Source organism: Vibrio agarivorans (genome assembly GCF_030409635.1).
Classification (GTDB): Bacteria; Pseudomonadota; Gammaproteobacteria; order Enterobacterales; family Vibrionaceae; genus Vibrio; species Vibrio agarivorans.
Window position 1 is genome coordinate 808422 of record NZ_JAUFQF010000001.1, and the last position, 16859, is coordinate 825280.

The 16859-nt window shown below is 44.3% G+C and carries 17 protein-coding genes; 5 read left to right on the forward strand and 12 right to left on the reverse strand.

All coding sequences use genetic code 11. The features are described from left to right. Window positions 1-436: 436 nt before the first annotated feature. The 5 genes from QWZ05_RS03440 (at window position 437) to QWZ05_RS03460 (ending at window position 6196) form a co-directional block, all read left to right on the forward strand. Window positions 437-2206 carry a sodium:solute symporter family protein gene (locus tag QWZ05_RS03440; protein ID WP_290296546.1) on the forward strand — a complete coding sequence of 590 codons (1770 nt, stop codon included), beginning with the start codon at window positions 437-439 and terminating at the stop codon, window positions 2204-2206. A 170-nt stretch (window positions 2207-2376) separates the two neighbouring features. Further along, window positions 2377-3561 carry an alginate lyase family protein gene (locus tag QWZ05_RS03445; protein ID WP_290296548.1) on the forward strand — a complete coding sequence of 395 codons (1185 nt, stop codon included), beginning with the start codon at window positions 2377-2379 and terminating at the stop codon, window positions 3559-3561. Between the two features lie 11 nt (window positions 3562-3572). Continuing rightward, on the forward strand, window positions 3573-4247 hold the full coding sequence (locus tag QWZ05_RS03450) for an oligogalacturonate-specific porin KdgM family protein (protein WP_290296550.1): 675 nt from the start codon (window positions 3573-3575) through the stop codon (window positions 4245-4247). 372 nt (window positions 4248-4619) lie between these two features. Further along, the gene (gene kdgK, locus QWZ05_RS03455; RefSeq protein ID WP_290296552.1) at window positions 4620-5546 is read left to right on the forward strand and encodes a 2-dehydro-3-deoxygluconokinase; all 927 of its coding nucleotides are present in this window, start codon (window positions 4620-4622) and stop codon (window positions 5544-5546) included. A gap of 26 nt (window positions 5547-5572) precedes the next feature. Then, entirely contained in the window at window positions 5573-6196 is a 624-nt protein-coding gene (locus QWZ05_RS03460) for a bifunctional 4-hydroxy-2-oxoglutarate aldolase/2-dehydro-3-deoxy-phosphogluconate aldolase (RefSeq protein ID WP_290296554.1), read from the forward strand. Between the two features lie 74 nt (window positions 6197-6270). Here QWZ05_RS03460 and QWZ05_RS03465 read toward each other — a convergent pair whose 3' ends face one another. The 12 genes from QWZ05_RS03465 to QWZ05_RS03520 all read right to left on the reverse strand — a co-directional run bounded on the left by QWZ05_RS03465 (window position 6271) and on the right by QWZ05_RS03520 (window position 16849). After that, complete coding sequence (locus QWZ05_RS03465) at window positions 6271-7380, reverse strand: acyltransferase family protein (protein ID WP_290296556.1); 1110 nt, start codon at window positions 7378-7380, stop codon at window positions 6271-6273. A 143-nt stretch (window positions 7381-7523) separates the two neighbouring features. Continuing rightward, window positions 7524-8072 (reverse strand): BMC domain-containing protein, encoded by a 549-nt coding sequence (locus tag QWZ05_RS03470; RefSeq protein WP_290296559.1) that lies wholly within the window; start codon window positions 8070-8072, stop codon window positions 7524-7526. Window positions 8073-8096: 24 nt separating this feature from the next. Beyond that, window positions 8097-9419, reverse strand: a complete 1323-nt coding sequence (locus QWZ05_RS03475; protein ID WP_290296560.1) for a 4Fe-4S dicluster domain-containing protein — start codon at window positions 9417-9419, stop codon at window positions 8097-8099. A gap of 75 nt (window positions 9420-9494) precedes the next feature. Continuing rightward, the gene (locus QWZ05_RS03480) at window positions 9495-10646 is read right to left on the reverse strand and encodes an iron-containing alcohol dehydrogenase (RefSeq protein WP_290296562.1); all 1152 of its coding nucleotides are present in this window, start codon (window positions 10644-10646) and stop codon (window positions 9495-9497) included. A gap of 50 nt (window positions 10647-10696) precedes the next feature. Continuing rightward, the gene (locus QWZ05_RS03485; protein ID WP_290296564.1) at window positions 10697-11905 is read right to left on the reverse strand and encodes an acetate/propionate family kinase; all 1209 of its coding nucleotides are present in this window, start codon (window positions 11903-11905) and stop codon (window positions 10697-10699) included. Between the two features lie 71 nt (window positions 11906-11976). Continuing rightward, window positions 11977-12351 carry a BMC domain-containing protein gene (locus tag QWZ05_RS03490; RefSeq protein ID WP_264876498.1) on the reverse strand — a complete coding sequence of 125 codons (375 nt, stop codon included), beginning with the start codon at window positions 12349-12351 and terminating at the stop codon, window positions 11977-11979. Between the two features lie 22 nt (window positions 12352-12373). Further along, window positions 12374-13483, reverse strand: coding sequence for an iron-containing alcohol dehydrogenase (locus QWZ05_RS03495; protein ID WP_290296567.1), 1110 nt, complete (start codon window positions 13481-13483; stop codon window positions 12374-12376). Window positions 13484-13492: 9 nt separating this feature from the next. Continuing rightward, window positions 13493-14890 (reverse strand): aldehyde dehydrogenase family protein, encoded by a 1398-nt coding sequence (locus tag QWZ05_RS03500; RefSeq protein WP_290296569.1) that lies wholly within the window; start codon window positions 14888-14890, stop codon window positions 13493-13495. Between the two features lie 100 nt (window positions 14891-14990). Continuing rightward, complete coding sequence (locus QWZ05_RS03505) at window positions 14991-15260, reverse strand: EutN/CcmL family microcompartment protein (RefSeq protein WP_290296572.1); 270 nt, start codon at window positions 15258-15260, stop codon at window positions 14991-14993. A 1-nt stretch (window position 15261) separates the two neighbouring features. Further along, window positions 15262-15729, reverse strand: a complete 468-nt coding sequence (pduM, locus tag QWZ05_RS03510) for a PduM family microcompartment protein (RefSeq protein ID WP_290296573.1) — start codon at window positions 15727-15729, stop codon at window positions 15262-15264. 5 nt (window positions 15730-15734) lie between these two features. Then, entirely contained in the window at window positions 15735-16373 is a 639-nt protein-coding gene (locus QWZ05_RS03515; protein ID WP_290296574.1) for a phosphate propanoyltransferase, read from the reverse strand. Then, the gene (locus QWZ05_RS03520; protein WP_290296575.1) at window positions 16370-16849 is read right to left on the reverse strand and encodes a BMC domain-containing protein; all 480 of its coding nucleotides are present in this window, start codon (window positions 16847-16849) and stop codon (window positions 16370-16372) included. The genes QWZ05_RS03515 and QWZ05_RS03520 overlap by 4 nt, the downstream gene beginning before the upstream one ends. Between the last annotated feature and the right edge of the window lie 10 nt (window positions 16850-16859).

Consider the following 16859-nt stretch of genomic DNA (forward strand, 5'->3'; position numbering starts at 1 on the left):
AACAACTTAAAACAGCATCTTAAATTCAATAACCCAGATAAATTTAAGTTGAAATGTATTATATAAACAGTATTCGACCCTCTCACCGAAACATTTTCTTTTGAGCCACACCACAAAAGCCGACCCCAGTCATAAAAATATAAAACACCCTTTCAAAAAACTGTAAATGTGATTTCGATCTTATATTTTTGTCTTTGTTCCGTCTAAATTACTCATCAAGCAAATGTGAGCAAAAAGTATCCATTAGAGAACGTTGCTCAGCTGGCAATATTTATTGGGAAGTCTATTTACCGACAAATATCAGCCATCATCAATATTGGTTGCCCACAGAGTTATAAGTTCACAAGAAGTTGTAATGTTCAGCGAGAAGGATGCTGTCATTCAACTCAATAAATTCAAATTACGAAATGCTGTCAAAGTATCAAAGGAGTTCAGGATGAATATCGATATGCTCGTGGTGGGCGTTTACTTTATCTTTATGATCGCAATTGGTGTGATCTTCAAACGATTTGCTGGTAGCAGTACCAGTGACTATTTCCGAGGTGGAGGCAAGATGTTGTGGTGGATGGTAGGTGCAACAGCCTTCATGACCCAGTTCAGTGCATGGACCTTTACAGGCGCTGCAGGTAAAGCCTTCACCGATGGCTTCCCTATCATGGTTGTCTTTATGGCCAATGCTTTTGGCTTCCTACTATCATGGGTATTTTTTTCGTACCGCTTCCGTCAAATGCGTGTCGTCACTCCAATTGAGGGTGTCAAACGCCGGTTCGGCACCACAAACGAACAGGTGTTTACATGGGCGACTATGCCAACAAGTATTGTCTACACCGGGATTTGGTTGAATGGCCTTGCGCTATTTGTGAGTGCCGTATTCAAAGTAGACATCGAAACAACGATTGTTGTCACTGGGCTAATTGTTCTGTTTATTTCCATTATTGGGGGTGCTTGGGGAGTGGTAGCATCGGACTTCGTTCAGATGGTAGTGATCATGGCTGTGACCGTCGTGTGTGCAGTCGTGGCATTATTTAAAATTGGCGGACCTAGCAACCTAATTGAACAATTCCCTGCCGAATCAATCATGGGTTCTAATATGAACTACCCTCTGCTGTTCGTCGCATGGTTCATCTTCATGTTTGTTAAGCAGCTGCAAAATATTAACAACATGCAGGACTCTTACCGTTTCCTAACAGCAAAAGATTCGACAAATGCGCGAAAGGCCGCACTACTCGCTTTCGTACTCATGCTGATTGGCCCTGCAATCTGGTTCCTACCACCATGGGTTACAGCCGTCATGTACCCAGAAGCCGCAACCGTGCACAGTGCTGAGCTTGGCAAAAAAGCAGCCGACGCCGTTTACCTTGTTTTTGTTGAGAAAGCGATGCCGGTTGGTATGGTTGGGTTACTCATGTCTGCAGTCTTTGCGGCGACGATGTCTTCCATGGACTCCGGGCTGAATAGAAACTCCGGCATTTTTGTCCGCAACTTCTACGCTCCTATCATTGATAAAAAGGCAGATGACAAAAAACTTTTGCGTGTAAGCCAAATCGTGACCGGATGTTTTGGTATTTTGATTATCTTAGTCGCTCTATTCATTAATTCGCTCAGAGGCTTGAGTCTTTTTGATGCGATGATGTATGTCAGTACGCTGCTTCAAATGCCTATTCTCGTACCTCTATTCTTTGGTGTCTTCATCAAGAAAACACCGGATTGGGCTGCTTGGGCAACACTGCTTGTTGGTGTATTTGTCTCTTACATGGTGAGCTTTGTAATTACGGCAGATGTAATCGCAAACTGGCTAAACCTAGACACGCCATTCACTGGACGTGAAGCGAGTGATCTTAAAGTGCTACTCGGTATCATTGGTCATCTCTTTATTACTGGTGGCTTCTTCTGCCTAACAACCAAGTTCTACAAAGAGCCAGCTAAAGCTCGAAGTGAAGAGTTACAAGCATTTTGGACAGATGTCGATACACCAGTAGTTGAAGAGCCTGGGCAAGATGAATATGACCGCCAACAACGCTTAATGCTTGGAAAGCTAATTCTGGTATTTGGTGTGCTCGTCACTCTAATGGCACTTATACCAAACCCAATGCTTGGCCGTTTAGCCTTTGTCTTCTGTGGAGCCGTTATTGTTACTGTCGGTGGCCTGTTGCTTAAGAGTGCCAGAGAGAACGAGACCTTCAATACCACCATGTCTGCTGGATGATGTTGTGATTCTTAAACACCAAAAATGTTGAGTTAATTCAAATTCACTAGAGCAAAGCCAGTTCTCCAACGCTATTCGCACATGCTGATAGTGCTGGTTTTGCTCGGCCTTAAGAAACACAAACAAGCTAAATACTTTAAATTCGCTGTTAATTTACTGAAGGAAATACAATGAAAATAACAAAGGTTTGTACTGCTATTTCTTTAGCCTTGCTGATTTCTACAGGTGCTCATGCATCGATAGATTTTATCTCATACGACAAAGAAGCACTCTCTTTCAATAAGTCGGAGCTCAGCAGTAAGCAAGGGGCATATGACGCTTTAATTAAAAAAGCAGATAAAGCGCTTAAAGCTGAAATTGATCCAGTGACAAACAAAACACTGTTACCTGCCAGTGGTGACATTCAAGACTATTTTAGCTTTGGCCCCTACTGGTGGCCAAACCCTGATACTGATGATGGTCTTCCATATGTGCGCCGTGATGGTGAGTACAATATGGCAACAAAAACAAAGGCAACGGACAAGCAACGTTTCATTCGCTTCGCCAATGACGTAAAACATCTCGGTCTTGCCTACTACTTTAGCGACAACCAAGACTACGCAGATAAAGCTATCGCTCAGCTTGATGCCTGGTTTGTTAATCCGAAAACTCGCATGAACCCAAACCTTAACCATGCTCAAGCAATCCCTGGAGCTGTTGATGGACGTGGCATTGGCATCATAGAAAGCCGCCTACTCATTCCTGTGTTGGACAGCGTCAATATTCTCAAAGAAAAAATGACGAGCGAGCAATATGACGCTGTCGTTGGTTGGGTCGATGAGTTTAATCACTGGATGCTAACCAGCCAAAATGGCTTTGAAGAAGACAATTGGCATAACAATCATGGTACGTGGTACGACGCACAAGTTGTCGCGTTTTCACTGTTTGTTGATAAACCAGAGATTGCCCAAAAACGTCTTCAGATCACTCAGATGCGCCGAATTGGTAGTCAGTTCAATATCGAAGGTGCACAGCATGGCGAACTGGAGCGAACGCGACCGTGGCACTACTCAAACTTTAATTTGGAAGCCTACAGCCTACTGGGCCATTTTGGCGAAAAAGTAGATGTGGATGTTTGGAATTATGAAGTCGACAAGCATGCACTATCTAACGGGTATCGCTTCGTTGCTAAATACGTAAACAGCCCAGATCAATGGCAATACAACGACCTCAAAGGCTTCGATGGTTCAAAAGCCTACTCCAATATTCTTTATGCCAACCGTGCCTACGATGACGCTCAAATCAAGCAAGCACTGGCGACATTGCAAAATGATGAATCCAACAAAAACAAAGTAGAAAACCTACTCTTTAAATAATGGTAATTAAGATGAAAAAACTAAACAAAAACCTTTTAACTGCTGCAGTGGTTATGTGTGCGAGTGCTTCTGTTTCTGCGGCTTCTCTCGACTTCAGACAAGAATACAAACATGACAGTGAAACCTATGCGAGTAGGGTGAAAATTGGTGGTGGTGTTGGTAACTATTACTTCGGTGTTGAAGCTATGCAAGAAGGCAAGCCGTTTTCAGAGTGGGAGTCTAAAGGCAATGAATTTGATTTTGGTTACAGACATAAAATTGATGACCATTGGTCAATTATTCCAGGCATGCCAATTACTTTCCTCAAGGGTCATGTCACATACAAACCCCAAGTGCGTGTGCAATATAAGTTCGATTCAGGTCTAACCGCTAAACTACGCTACCGTCATGAGTTTAGGGATTTTTCGGATGACCGTTCTAGTGAACAAAAGAGCAAAGTAACGGCAAACCTCGACTATAACTACAACTACTTCCAATTTGGCTTAGAGGGTAACTATGAGAAGGGGCTCGACGACCAGGTATTCTTTGACAACGGTGATTCAAACTGGGATGCCGTGTTTAAACTAGGCTACAAAGGTCAAGATTGGAGCTGGAGACCTTATGTTGAATTTGCCAATGTTTCAGTATCGAGCAAAAGTAGTGACCGCCAACTGAGGAGCCGTATCGGTATCACTTACAGCTGGTAAACATACTTCTGATAATCAAAAGCTAAGACGCGATTTACGCTCTTAGCTTTTTTGTCTCATCACCCAATGTGCTGGATAGACAACGACTTTATCTTCAAAACGCTATGGACATCCCATCAAACACAAACTAAAATGAAACGATGGTTTATTAATTTTATTGACGCATTCATTTTTATATAGCATTGCAATACAAGCAACAAGGTTCTACTCAAAATGACTAATCTTGGTTAATGCGGTAAATGGAGGAGTAGGCTTCCCCCTTTGGTTATTCTTTCATTTGCACCATTGAGGTAACTCAACAGCATTAGACAAAAAATCAGAATATTGCATATGCAATGAGCAATTTAGAGAGTGCAAACAAGAGTAAATACAATGATTCAGTACAAAATTGCCGTGTTAGGCGAATGCATGGTTGAGCTACAAAAGCGCGATGGTGAGCTCAAGCAAACTTTTGGTGGTGATACCCTCAATTCAGCACTTTACCTTTCTCGACTCACCAAAGCACACGACATCAGTGTTAGTTATGTCACTGCGCTTGGTCGTGACCCATTCAGTGTAGAGATGCTTCAAGCATGGCAGGAAGAAGGTATTGATACCAAGACTGTGCTCCAGATTACTGACAAGACTCCTGGCATCTATTACATCGAGACTGATGACACTGGTGAACGCAGCTTCCATTATTGGCGCAGCGATTCAGCGGCAAAATTTGTTTTTGACCAACCAGAATCCGAAGCGCTAATCAACAAGCTTTATGCCTACGACGCTATCTACATGAGTGGCATTACACTAGCTATTCTGACTGAGAATGGTCGTCAAAACCTCTTGTCTTTCCTCGATGCATACAAGGCACAAGGAGGCAAGGTGATTTTTGATAATAACTACCGTCCTAAGCTTTGGAGCAACGTTGATGAAGCTCAATCTTGGTATCTAAAAGTTCTCAAATACACTGATATTGCTTTGCTCACTTATGATGATGACCAACTTCTATTTGGTGATACTCAACTTGAACAATGTGTCGAGCGAACTTCAACCTTAGGTGTAAAAGAAATCATAATTAAACGTGGCAGCGATGCATGTTTAGTTGTTGAAGGCAGCCAACAAAATTACGTTGCCGCCAATAAAATCACTAATGTCATCGATACAACAGCAGCTGGTGATTCATTCAGCGCTGGTTTCATGGCAAAACGTTTCACTGGTGGCTCAGCCCAAGAGGCCGCATCCACTGGTCATCTTGTTGCTGGTACCGTTATCCAGCACAAAGGTGCGATTATCCCACGTGATGTCATGCCTGAACTATAATCCCATAACTTAGAGAGAAAATTTCAATGGCAACACTAAACGAACAACTTGCAAACCTTAAAGTCATTCCTGTTATAGCGATTAGCAAAGTAGAACAGGCTATTCCATTGGGTCGTGCTCTAGTAGAAAACGGCATGCCTTGCGCTGAAATCACGTTGCGTACTGAGTGTGCAATCGAAGCAATCCGCGTAATGCGTAAAGAGTTCCCAGAGATGCTGATTGGGTCAGGTACCGTTCTAACAAATGAACAAGTTGACGCTTCAATTGATGCTGGTGTTGACTTCATCGTAAGTCCAGGCTTTAACCCACGGACAGTTCAGTACTGCCTAGACAAAGGCGTTGCGATCGTTCCTGGCGTAAACAACCCAAGCCTAGTTGAGCAAGCGATGGAAATGGGCCTTCGTACTCTTAAGTTCTTCCCAGCAGAACCTTCAGGCGGCGTGCCTATGCTTAAAGCACTTACTGCAGTATATCCAGTAAACTTTATGCCTACAGGTGGTGTAAGCCTTAAAAATGTTGAGGATTACTTGTCTATACCTTCAGTACTGGCATGTGGTGGTACTTGGATGGTTCCGACCAACCTAATGGACGAAGGCAAATGGGATGAACTGGGGAAACTAGTGCGTGACGCCGTAACTTACGTAGCCTAACGATCCACTATCGATAATGCGTGGCCGACTCTCTTATCAGGCCACGTTTATTTTGGTATATACGTCACTGTCTTTCAGTATGTATTAACTAACCTCAATTTAACTCCCAGATCTTGCCCTACTTTCTCAATGTATTCATACGTATACTTAGATATCAATACACTCATTGCGAGAATGAGCAAAACTCCCATGTTATTCGTTAAAGTAGAGCCAAAATTCATATACTTCACATTGTCTACCACCGGCATAAGTTCTATCAAAGTAAACTCATCCATCACTGTAATAAATGCTCGAAAATATAGCAGTAAAACCCCATGAGTGAGATAAACAGAGTACGACAGAACACCTAAGGTTTGCATCGAACTTTTCATTAACAGGGATGAGAAAAAACCACTCTCAAACGCTAATAATAGTACGGCCAGCATAAACAAAACTGACACACCTATTGAGCGATACTCATATTTTGATTGAATCACAATGACTATCGCGCTCAACAAAGCCAACTCAAGTATTGTAGCCACTTTGTATGACAATCTGATTCGGCTCATTTTTTGATATACGCTGTAAAAAAACGCACCGCCAAAGAAACAAGACAATCCCCTTAACACCTCACCTGGTACTGCTACTGATTTTGTGTACAAAAGATAGAATGACAACAGAGATACAGCGATCCAAACAAAAACTCGATTCATTCGGAAAGCAAAGATTGAGAAAAACAGCAATGCATACATGTAGAACTCGATACTAATGCTCCAAGATGAACCATTGAAGCTGACACTATTGAAGTTCGAAGACCAGGATTGTATGAGTAAAAGATGAGGAGCTATTTCACTAACTGCATATTTCGCGGTGAATGGCTCAATACCAAAACTAATTCCCCAATTATTGACGGCAAGCATATGACAGAACTGGTAAAACACAACCAACATGAACATGGCAAAGTGGAGTGGATACAACCTAAAAAATCGCCCTTTCATAAAGCTAGCGAAACGAGAGGTACCTTTAACCGCAAAACGATGTGCTAGCACAAAGCCACTCAACACAAAGAAAAATTCGACAAACAGGAAGCTACCTCGGAAGAAATCAAGGCTGGTCACTGAATCTAGCCAGTCCATGTGAAAAACTACCACAGCTAATGCACATACACCCCGAAGTCCATCTAGAGCAAAAAATCTTTCTTTCATAAAGAGTTTGATACGACAAAAAGTAATACAAAATGATATTTCAATTGAAAGTATGGGTAAATCTCAATGCTAAAAAGTGTGGTTTAGCTCTAAGCCAGTTTTAATAGCACTTGAGCTAAAAACTTGGCTTTGTATAGAGATACTCATATCGCTGTTTCGACTATTTCACTGCTTGGGTTTGCAATTACACACTGATTCACTAAAACGCCCTTTTCTTTTACTCGCTCACACGCGATTTCTATTGCAGATTGCACTGCTGACACGTCACCGCTCAGCGTAACGACTCCTTTGCCACCAATTGCCATCGCTAATTGAATATCCATCAACACCACATCACTTGCCTTGACTGCAGCATCGGCCGCTTCGATGACAGCAGCCATCGAATAGGTCTCTATCACCCCAAAGGCGCCATGTTTTGTAACATCTGTTGTTCCAGATATGGCCGAAAATACATCGGAATGAATATTTGAGATAACCACATGGTCAATCACTTCACCTCGCCCTGCGACAAGACCATGCTCCACTGATGCACTGACAGCACCGATGTCACCATTAACAACGATTACAAACTTTCCCGGACAAGTGGTGCGGTGAAAAAGTATTTTTACATTTGCAGATTTGACCATCGCATCCGCAACCTCGTACCCTCTTGCGATCGAACTCAGCTCTACACAGCCGATTGCGTTATCCATAAACACTCCCTTTTGATTCTATCCTTAACAAAGGCTCTCAATCACAACCTGATGGTCAACCTTTACCACTTTGCCACTGACACTCGCATGCATCGCCACACTCAAACTATCTGAACAAGCCTGCGCGACAACATCCCCCTTGTTAACATTTTGCCCAACGGAGACGACGGCCTGCGCGGCCCGACCTATATGTTGCTGTAGCGGAATCGCCACGTGTTTAGGCATGGCGATATCGGCTTTATATTCGACCGTTCTATCGTAGTAATCTAGCACCTCAAGTCGGCGCATCAGGCGAGAAGTAGATACTCCACGATAGGGTTTGAGAGGATGAACCTCTTTGGTTTGAGCCTGTAATTGCTCTGCAGTACGGGACAACTTTTGCTCTGCAAGCCCGCGTTTGGCAAGACTGCAAACTCGCTGTGGATCAACACCTTCCGGACAAGACCACATGGTGCAAAGATTACATCCGCAGCACGCTTGCCCAGCAAGTGCATGCTCAGAGTCTGCGACTAAAACCACTCTCATGGTTTTACGTGGATCTACGGGATAGCCCAGCAAAGCCCTCGGGCAAAGTGCACTGCATTGTCCACATTGATCGCAAGCAGAACGGGCCATTTTGATTACTTGCGCGTCGCTACGTTGCTTGATCTTAGCGACTCTACTGTCGGCTTTTAATACCAATAAGCCGCTGGACACCTTCGTTAGCGGTTTATTGATGTCAGTCGTGACACTCCCCATCATCGGTCCGCCTTCAACAATCACAAAGTCATCACAAATTACTCCACCCGCTATTGCTAGTGCATCTGCATAGCTCATTCCTATCGGTAGCTTAGCGGTATAAGGCTGGGTAACTTCACCATGAACCGTCACCATCGTCCCTATCACGGGTTTATCAATACTGGCCCAATAAACATTGATAATTGACTCAACATTGTTCACCACGACACCAATATCTTTTGGCAGCCCACCTGCCGGTATCCGCATACCAGTGGCACGATAGATGAGTTCTGCTTCATCTCCCGCAGGATACGTATCTTCCATCTCTAATATCGAGATAGATTTTGGTAAAAGCGGTTTTAACGTCTGTATGGTCAAACTGTTTTTTTTCTTAATAGCAATGATACCCTGGGTTGCGCCAATGCAGTCCATTGCTATTTCCATACCTTTGATTAGGGCGTCACTTTCATGCTGCATCAGCATTTGGTCTTTATTTAGCAACGGCTCACATTCTGCACCATTCGCGATCAAAATATCGACGCTACAATTGAGCTTCATGTAGACCGGAAATCCAGCACCACCAGCTCCGACAACACCTGCGTCTTGTAACTGTTGCAAAAAAGGGGTCATTGGTTCACTCCCGTTTCGTTGGCTTATAGACAGAAAGCCGATAAAACCGGCTTCCTGTTCTCCTAGTTTCAGAGACTACAGTGACTCTAAATACAGAGCCATTACGTCATCTTCTGTCATGGCAACAGGGTTACCGCCTGCACAAGGATCTGCCATAGCACTTGGTACCCACTGTTTAACATCCTGCTCAGTCACGCCGAATTGACCAAAACCTTCAGGGATACCTACTCTTTTGCTCAAGTCGCGAATCGCTTGTACAGCGGCTTTACTGGCTTGCTCATCATCCATGCTGCTGATATCACACCCTAAGGCAACCGCTAACTTAGCAAACTCTTTAACTCGATGAGGACGGTTAAACTCACAAACAATAGGGAGCAATATGGCATTACATACACCATGAGGAAGATCTTTATACGCGCCACCAGGGTGTGCCATCGCGTGCACCATACCCAACCCAGCACTATTAAAAGCCATACCCGCTAAGAACTGCCCAAGTGCCATCATTTCACGGGCCTCTACATTTGAACCATCCTCTACGGCCATAGGTAGATAGCTCGAAATCAGTCGCACAGATTCATACGCCGAATGGTTAGTGAGGGTATGTGCCCCAACGGATACGTAAGCTTCTACCGCATGAGTTAAAGCATCCATACCCGTTGCAGCCGTCACATCTGCAGGTAAACCAAGCATTATGCTAGGATCATTCACCGAAATCTCAGGGATGATATTGGCATCGATAATCACACATTTCACTTTATTCTCTTCATCGGTGATTACCGCATTGCTAGTGACTTCTGCTGCGGTTCCGGCAGTCGTGTTAATGGCGTATAACGGCACGCCTGTTTTTTTCACCATTCCAATACCGGTATACGCAGTGATCGGTTGAGGATTTGCAGACAAAATCTTCACCGCTTTCGCTGTATCTATGGCACTACCCCCACCAAAACCAATCAAGTAATTTGCACCTGACTTCACGTATAGATCATAGGCTTTATCGACGACAGCAACCGTAGGGTTTGGAATAGTGTCTGTGAAACAGGTATACGCCAGCTCGCTTTGATCCAGTGCTTCACACAAGGGTGCCAACAATCCAAGTTTCTCTAGGGCTGCATCAGCAACAATCAACCCATGTCCGGATGTATCATCAGCAGCAATTCTTGCCACTAGCTCAGTAATTGCATTTTCACCGGAAATATTAATTTTGGGGAACGCTAAGGTAAAAGCCATGACAGCCTCCATTTGTTTTCGTTTAGATTTTAAAATTCATACAATGACGATTAATTAGAATTATTTGGTTCGCTTTGATGGGTGAGCACCCTAACGGTTTCTCTCGCAATCATTAACTCCTCATCTGTATTCACAATGAGTACTTTTATTTGAGAATCTGGTTGACTTAACACGCTATGATTCTGTTCATTACTTGCTTCACAATATCTAATTCCGAGATAACTAAGAGAGTCCAAAACTTGTTGACGAATATAGGCTGAGTTCTCACCGATTCCTCCCGTGAACACCAGTGTGTCCAATCCATCTAATACTGAGCAATAACGCCCTATGGTTTCTTTCACCTTGTTCGCAAACATCCGCAATGCAAGTGCTGCACGCTCATCTCCCTGCTCACTCGCTCTTTGAAGAACACGACAATCATCTGAAAGTTCAGATACCCCCAAAAGACCTGAAGCGTTGTTCATCATATTGGACACATCATTAATGCTCATAGGTGTATTCTGAGCCAGATAAAGTGGCAGTGACGGGTCAATGTCACCACACCGTGTCCCCATCATTAAGCCTGCCAAAGGGGTGTAACCCATCGTTGTTGCAACAGATTTTCCATCTTCAATCGCGCAAATGCTGGCGCCAGATCCCAAATGACAAGAGATTATTCGTTTGCTTTCAATTGGAGAGCATTGCTTTGCGACGACACTATTCACATATTGATGGCTCGTGCCGTGAAAGCCAAACTTACGTATCCCGTACTCCTCATAGAGTGTGTACGGCAATGGATAAAGGTATTGTTCCTGCGGTAGTGTTTGGTGAAAGGCTGTATCAAAGACCGCAACTTGGGGTACGCCAGGCAATCGATCTTCAAAGGCTTCAATACACAGTAGATTGATTGGGTTATGAATCGGGGCGAGCTTGGATAAGGACAGAATCGAGTTTTTTACCTGTTCAGTGATCATCACTGGTTGGGAATACTCTTCACCCCCGTGTGCCACTCGATGACCCACACAGTAAATTTCATCCACACTTTGAATGATTTTTTCCTCTTTCAAATACTGCATGAGAAAGTCGACCGCAGCAGAAAAATCCCAACCACCATTCACTTCAAATTTATGATTTTGCCTTGTGTTCACTTTGAATTTTGTTAATGCGGTTCGTTTACCTTCAAAAAGACCAGACATAATACAACACTCATCAGGCATCAAAATGAGTTGAAACTTAAGCGATGAGCTTCCTGCATTTATAGATAGAACAAACTTGTTCATGATACTCCCTTGTATTACTTACTGTTTTGGTTCACTGCACTTACCTGTGCATGACTTTTTGTTTAAACGCGTTAAGTTCTGGTTATTGGGCAGACAGCAAATTTCATTACATCCGTCAGGACTTCTCTCACATACCCCAAGGCATACTCTACCGACGAAACATCTCCCTTAAGCACAACCGAACCATTGCCCGTATCGACCTGTTGAAGAGATACCGAACCTGATTTCGTAGCGAGGTCCGCAGCAATGATGGCTGCTTCGCCAGGTGAAATGGTCATTAAGCCAATCGCATTCCCTTCAGAACTATAATTAAGACGACTCACAACCTCTGACCCTGGATTCGCGATAATGTGGATCAATGTCACTTCTTTTCCCGGTACATGCTCTTGGACAATACGCTCTTGCGAGGTAGCCGGCAGTGGATTTTGTAAGCGGTTATCTAACATTTTTACCTCCTGAGCGATTGCGCTATATTGCCTGTAATATCTGTGAAACCTCGTCGATACTTGGCTTTACAGGACTTGTTTTTATCGTGATATCTCCCAGTGCTTGCTGAGCCATTGTTTCAATTAAGTTGTGATCATGTTTATGGTTAAGTTGAAGCCTCGCACTCGTTGCTGAAATTCCTACTGATGCGATTAATGCCGCCGTTTCTTTGATTAACGCTTTGGCTCCAGTACGGCAATCTGTATGACGTGGGACAAACCCCAAGCAGCGTGCGATGACAGCATAAGTCTCTTCACTTCGCTTACAGCGACAGTTGTATTCCATCACTTCTGTCAGTAATAACGCGTTCGCAAGTCCATGAGGAATATGCAAAGACGCGCCTAATTGGTGTGCAATCGCATGAGTCAAGCCCAATCCAGCATGATTAAACGCTAAGCCTGCAAGGCATGAGGCGTTGAGCAATTTTTGCCGTGCTTTGAGGTTATTGCCATCTTCATAGGCTGGCTTTAAATACTTGAACACTAACGTAATGGCTTTTTCCGCCAAGGCATTACTAAAGTCGTCACTGTCGACTGAAACCATAGCTTCAATGGCATGCGTCAACACATCTATTCCAGTATTGGCCGTCACTGCGGGTGGAACAGTAACCGTCTGCATCGGGTCTAAAATTGCCACATCAGGCAGTAAAGCATCATCAACCAAAGGGACTTTGACTCCATACTCACTCACTGATATCACACTGATTTGTGTCACTTCAGAACCCGTGCCACTGGTGGTCGGTACAGCAATGAAGCGTGCCACTTCAATACCATGTTCGCGAGCGCAAAAGCGCACTGCTTTACTCAAGTCAATGGCCGATCCGCCACCGTAAGCAATCAGTACATCTGGAGAAAAAGCGGCTAATGCTTCCACCCCTTTAGCAACATCATCAGTACTTGGATCTGGGGTCACATCACAATACAAATCAACCTGATTTTCTAAACATAATTGATCGACTATGCGCTTTAATGCTTCGCTACCTGCAAGAAATTGGTCGCAAATAATGAGTATACGGCTTTGCACAATACTGCTCAGTTCATCTATGCTCGCATTACCACTGTATATCGTGGTTGGTATCGAAAATTTACGCATATCTGCCTCTTATCGAATATTAAATGCTTCGCTAAGCACACAGCGGCGAAGTCGAGCAAATGAACGGGCAGAAGTCGTGCCTTCTCCGGTTGGTGTAGCGATAGTAAAGGTGGTAAAGCCTTCATCCCCTGCACCGATTCCCGCGTAAGACGGGGCATTTTTGACAAAAATACTGGTACGCATTGCACGAGCAGCTCGGTTTAGATGGTCGATATTCTTAGAGTGCATAACCGCGGTATGTAAATTCCCCCCTTCAACTTCAAGGGCGATTTGTAGTGCTTGTTCGAAATCTTCCGCTGTTGCGACTGGAAGAAGTGGCATTAGCTGCTCAACAGTCATTAGTGGATCATTCGCTTCTACAGAGACAACAACAAGTTTGGGCGCACCGTTAAACTGCACTCCGGCGGCCTCTAAAATGGTTGACGGACTCTGGCCAACTAACGCTTTATTGGCTTCACCACTCTCTCCAATCGCGACCAGTCGCAGGCGGTCAATATCCGCTTTGTCTTTCACCCAACATGCCCCATGACTTGCAAAGGCGTTTAACAACTGACTCGCGACTGATTCAACAACCACAACCGCTTTTTCAGCAATGCATGGCAAGTTGAAATCAAACGATGCACCGCAAATAATATCTTGTGACGCTTTATTGATATCAGCAGTTTCATCAACAATCACTGGAGGGTTACCCGCTCCAGCTCCGATCACCTTCTTGCCTGTTTTCATTGCCATATTGACGATACCTGGACCACCTGTTACCACCAACAACGGTACATCAGCATGAGTCATCATTGCTTTTGTCGCATCAAAGCTCGGTTTTGCGACGCTCACCACCAAGTTGCGGATACCACAACAATCATAAATCGCTTGCTCCACCTTATTGATCAGCCAAGTAGATACCTCTTTGGCGCCAGGGTGAGCACTAAAGACGACAGCATTGCCCGCGGCAATCATTCCAATCGCGTTATTAATAATGGTTTCTGTTGGGTTAGTACTCGGTGCAATCGCACCTATAACACCATAAGGTGAATACTCAAACAGGGTCATGCCTCCATCCCCCGTCATGGCAGTTGTCGCTAAGTCCTCTGTACCAGGAGTATTGAAAAGTGCGATGGTGTTTTTCTGAATTTTGTCGGCAACGTTGCCCATCCCCGTCTCGCGCCATGCACGTTCAGCAAGCTCGGGAATGTCATCAGCTAGCACCTTACGAAGGGTACTCACAATTTGTTGGCGCACTGACATTGGCCCTGTATTTAACTGACTAAATGCCTGCTTTGCAGCCGCTACAGCAGCATTAACATGTTCAAAGCGGGCACCGCAGATAGGATCTGATGACGTTTGGTTCGATGTTTGCGCACTTTGCGCTAATATGTCTTTTACTAACAGGTCGATCTCTTGATTATTCATATCCTACTCAATTTCCTTGTATTCATTACAATTGGTCCATCTTCAACTCTCTGTGAACCTAATTAATTATGTTTAAGCAAGCACTCATACTTCACCGTTATCAATCGCAATTTATGCTGTCGACAATGCCGACAATCGCTTCATCGATGCCATTATTGGGTTCGTTAAAATAGATTCGTGCCGCGGTGCCCTGAGAGACAATGACAGTATCTGTTACACCAGCGCCCACTGCATCGACGACAACCTTTTGGAGACCAGATACGGCGGTCCCCTCTGTCGTTATGGGTTCAACCAACATTATTTTTTTTCCCACAAGTGCGGGAATTTTCTGAGGAACGACAGTAGAGCCAATCACTTTTGCTAAATACATATCACCTCCTTAGGCATGCCAGAGACACTTGATGTTCTTGTAAGTGCTCATTGGCTAAATCCGTGAGTCGCACATCTTTCCTGGTTACTAACCAGCAGTTAGCGTACAGCGCGACATCACGATAATTGAGCCACGGTTTGTCACACCAATAGACCTCTAACCCTTTATGATCTCGGATCGTCATTGGTAGTAGCCCTAAACGATCTGCACTGAGCAATGGAATCAACTGCCGGTGCACCACCAACACGGTTTTTAGCCCGATGGACCATGCCTCAAGTACGGTATTAACCGCTTTATGTGTACTATCAAATTCACACAGTGATTTTAGAAACGGCAGGTCAGGTAATACGATCTGTATTTCTTCAACACCACATTCCGGCGCACGGCTAATTACTCCAGACAGTCCGAGCTCTAGGTCACTGTGGTGCAGAGCGACAGCCCGTTGCTCTTGTGATAACGTTTTAGACATAGGCTTTACTTCGGCTTATTAAATACAATCTTTCCGCAGTCCTCTGAACCTTTCAATCCAGCTGCGTTCGCTTCATCTGTATCTAAGTGCATTTCGAGCACTAACGAAGGATCGACTCGAACAATAACGTCTTTAAACAACACTGCTCTTTCCGGCTCACCAGCCATCACATCCACCGTTTGCAAATCCTCTAAACCAAAAAGCAAAGCATCAAGACTGTTCATGTGAATATGGCGCTTAGCGATAATCACGCCTTTAGTTAGATTCACCGTCCCAAACTCACTAATGATTTCAATCCCCGGTGTCCCCTCCAAATCACCTGACATTCGAACAGGCGCTCTTATCCCTAGCTCTCGCGCTTGAGTGGCTGAAACTTCTACCTGACTATAAGAGCGCAGCGGTCCAAGAATACGTACCTTTTCGATTTGACCTTTTGGCCCTTTTAAAGTCACTGTTTGAGTCGCTGCAAAATGTCCTGGCTGCATTAAAGACTTTGCTACACCAATCTGTTGACCCGGAAATAGTTGAGCAAAGTCAGACTGAGACAGATGAACATGGCGGTTAGAGATACCAATAGGAATATCACGATGGCGCAGGCTGTCTACAACCTGCGCAGTAATCTGCTCAACGTCTATCGTGCTCATGCTTTACTACCTTCTTTATCTTCTATTTCAGCGACCGATTCTGAAGACGAACTGGTGGTTTTCTTTGGTCTAGACTTAGCAGTTGTTGTTGGTTTGGCTGCTTGAGCTTTTGTTGAAGTACCACTTTGTGCCGCTGAGGTTTTAGGCTTAGTTGTTGTGCGAATTGGCTTTTTAGTATTCGCAGCAGGAGCTTCATAAACTTTCAGTGGATTCCATAACGAACCTAACCCGTCTGCTGGACGAGCAATCACTTTGTGGCTTACCAAACCTTGTTGCCGCTGCGCCAGTGCTACACCTGATTCTACTGCCGCTGTCACTGAGCCAACATCACCTGATATTTTTATCAAAATCCAGCCAGACCCATTAGTTCTTTCCAATCCCAGGATTTCAATATTGGCAGACTTAGCCATAACATCCGCAACTGTGACTGCTAATGCAAGGCCTGCAACTTCAACCATTCCAAATGAGTTTTTCATTGTGTTTACC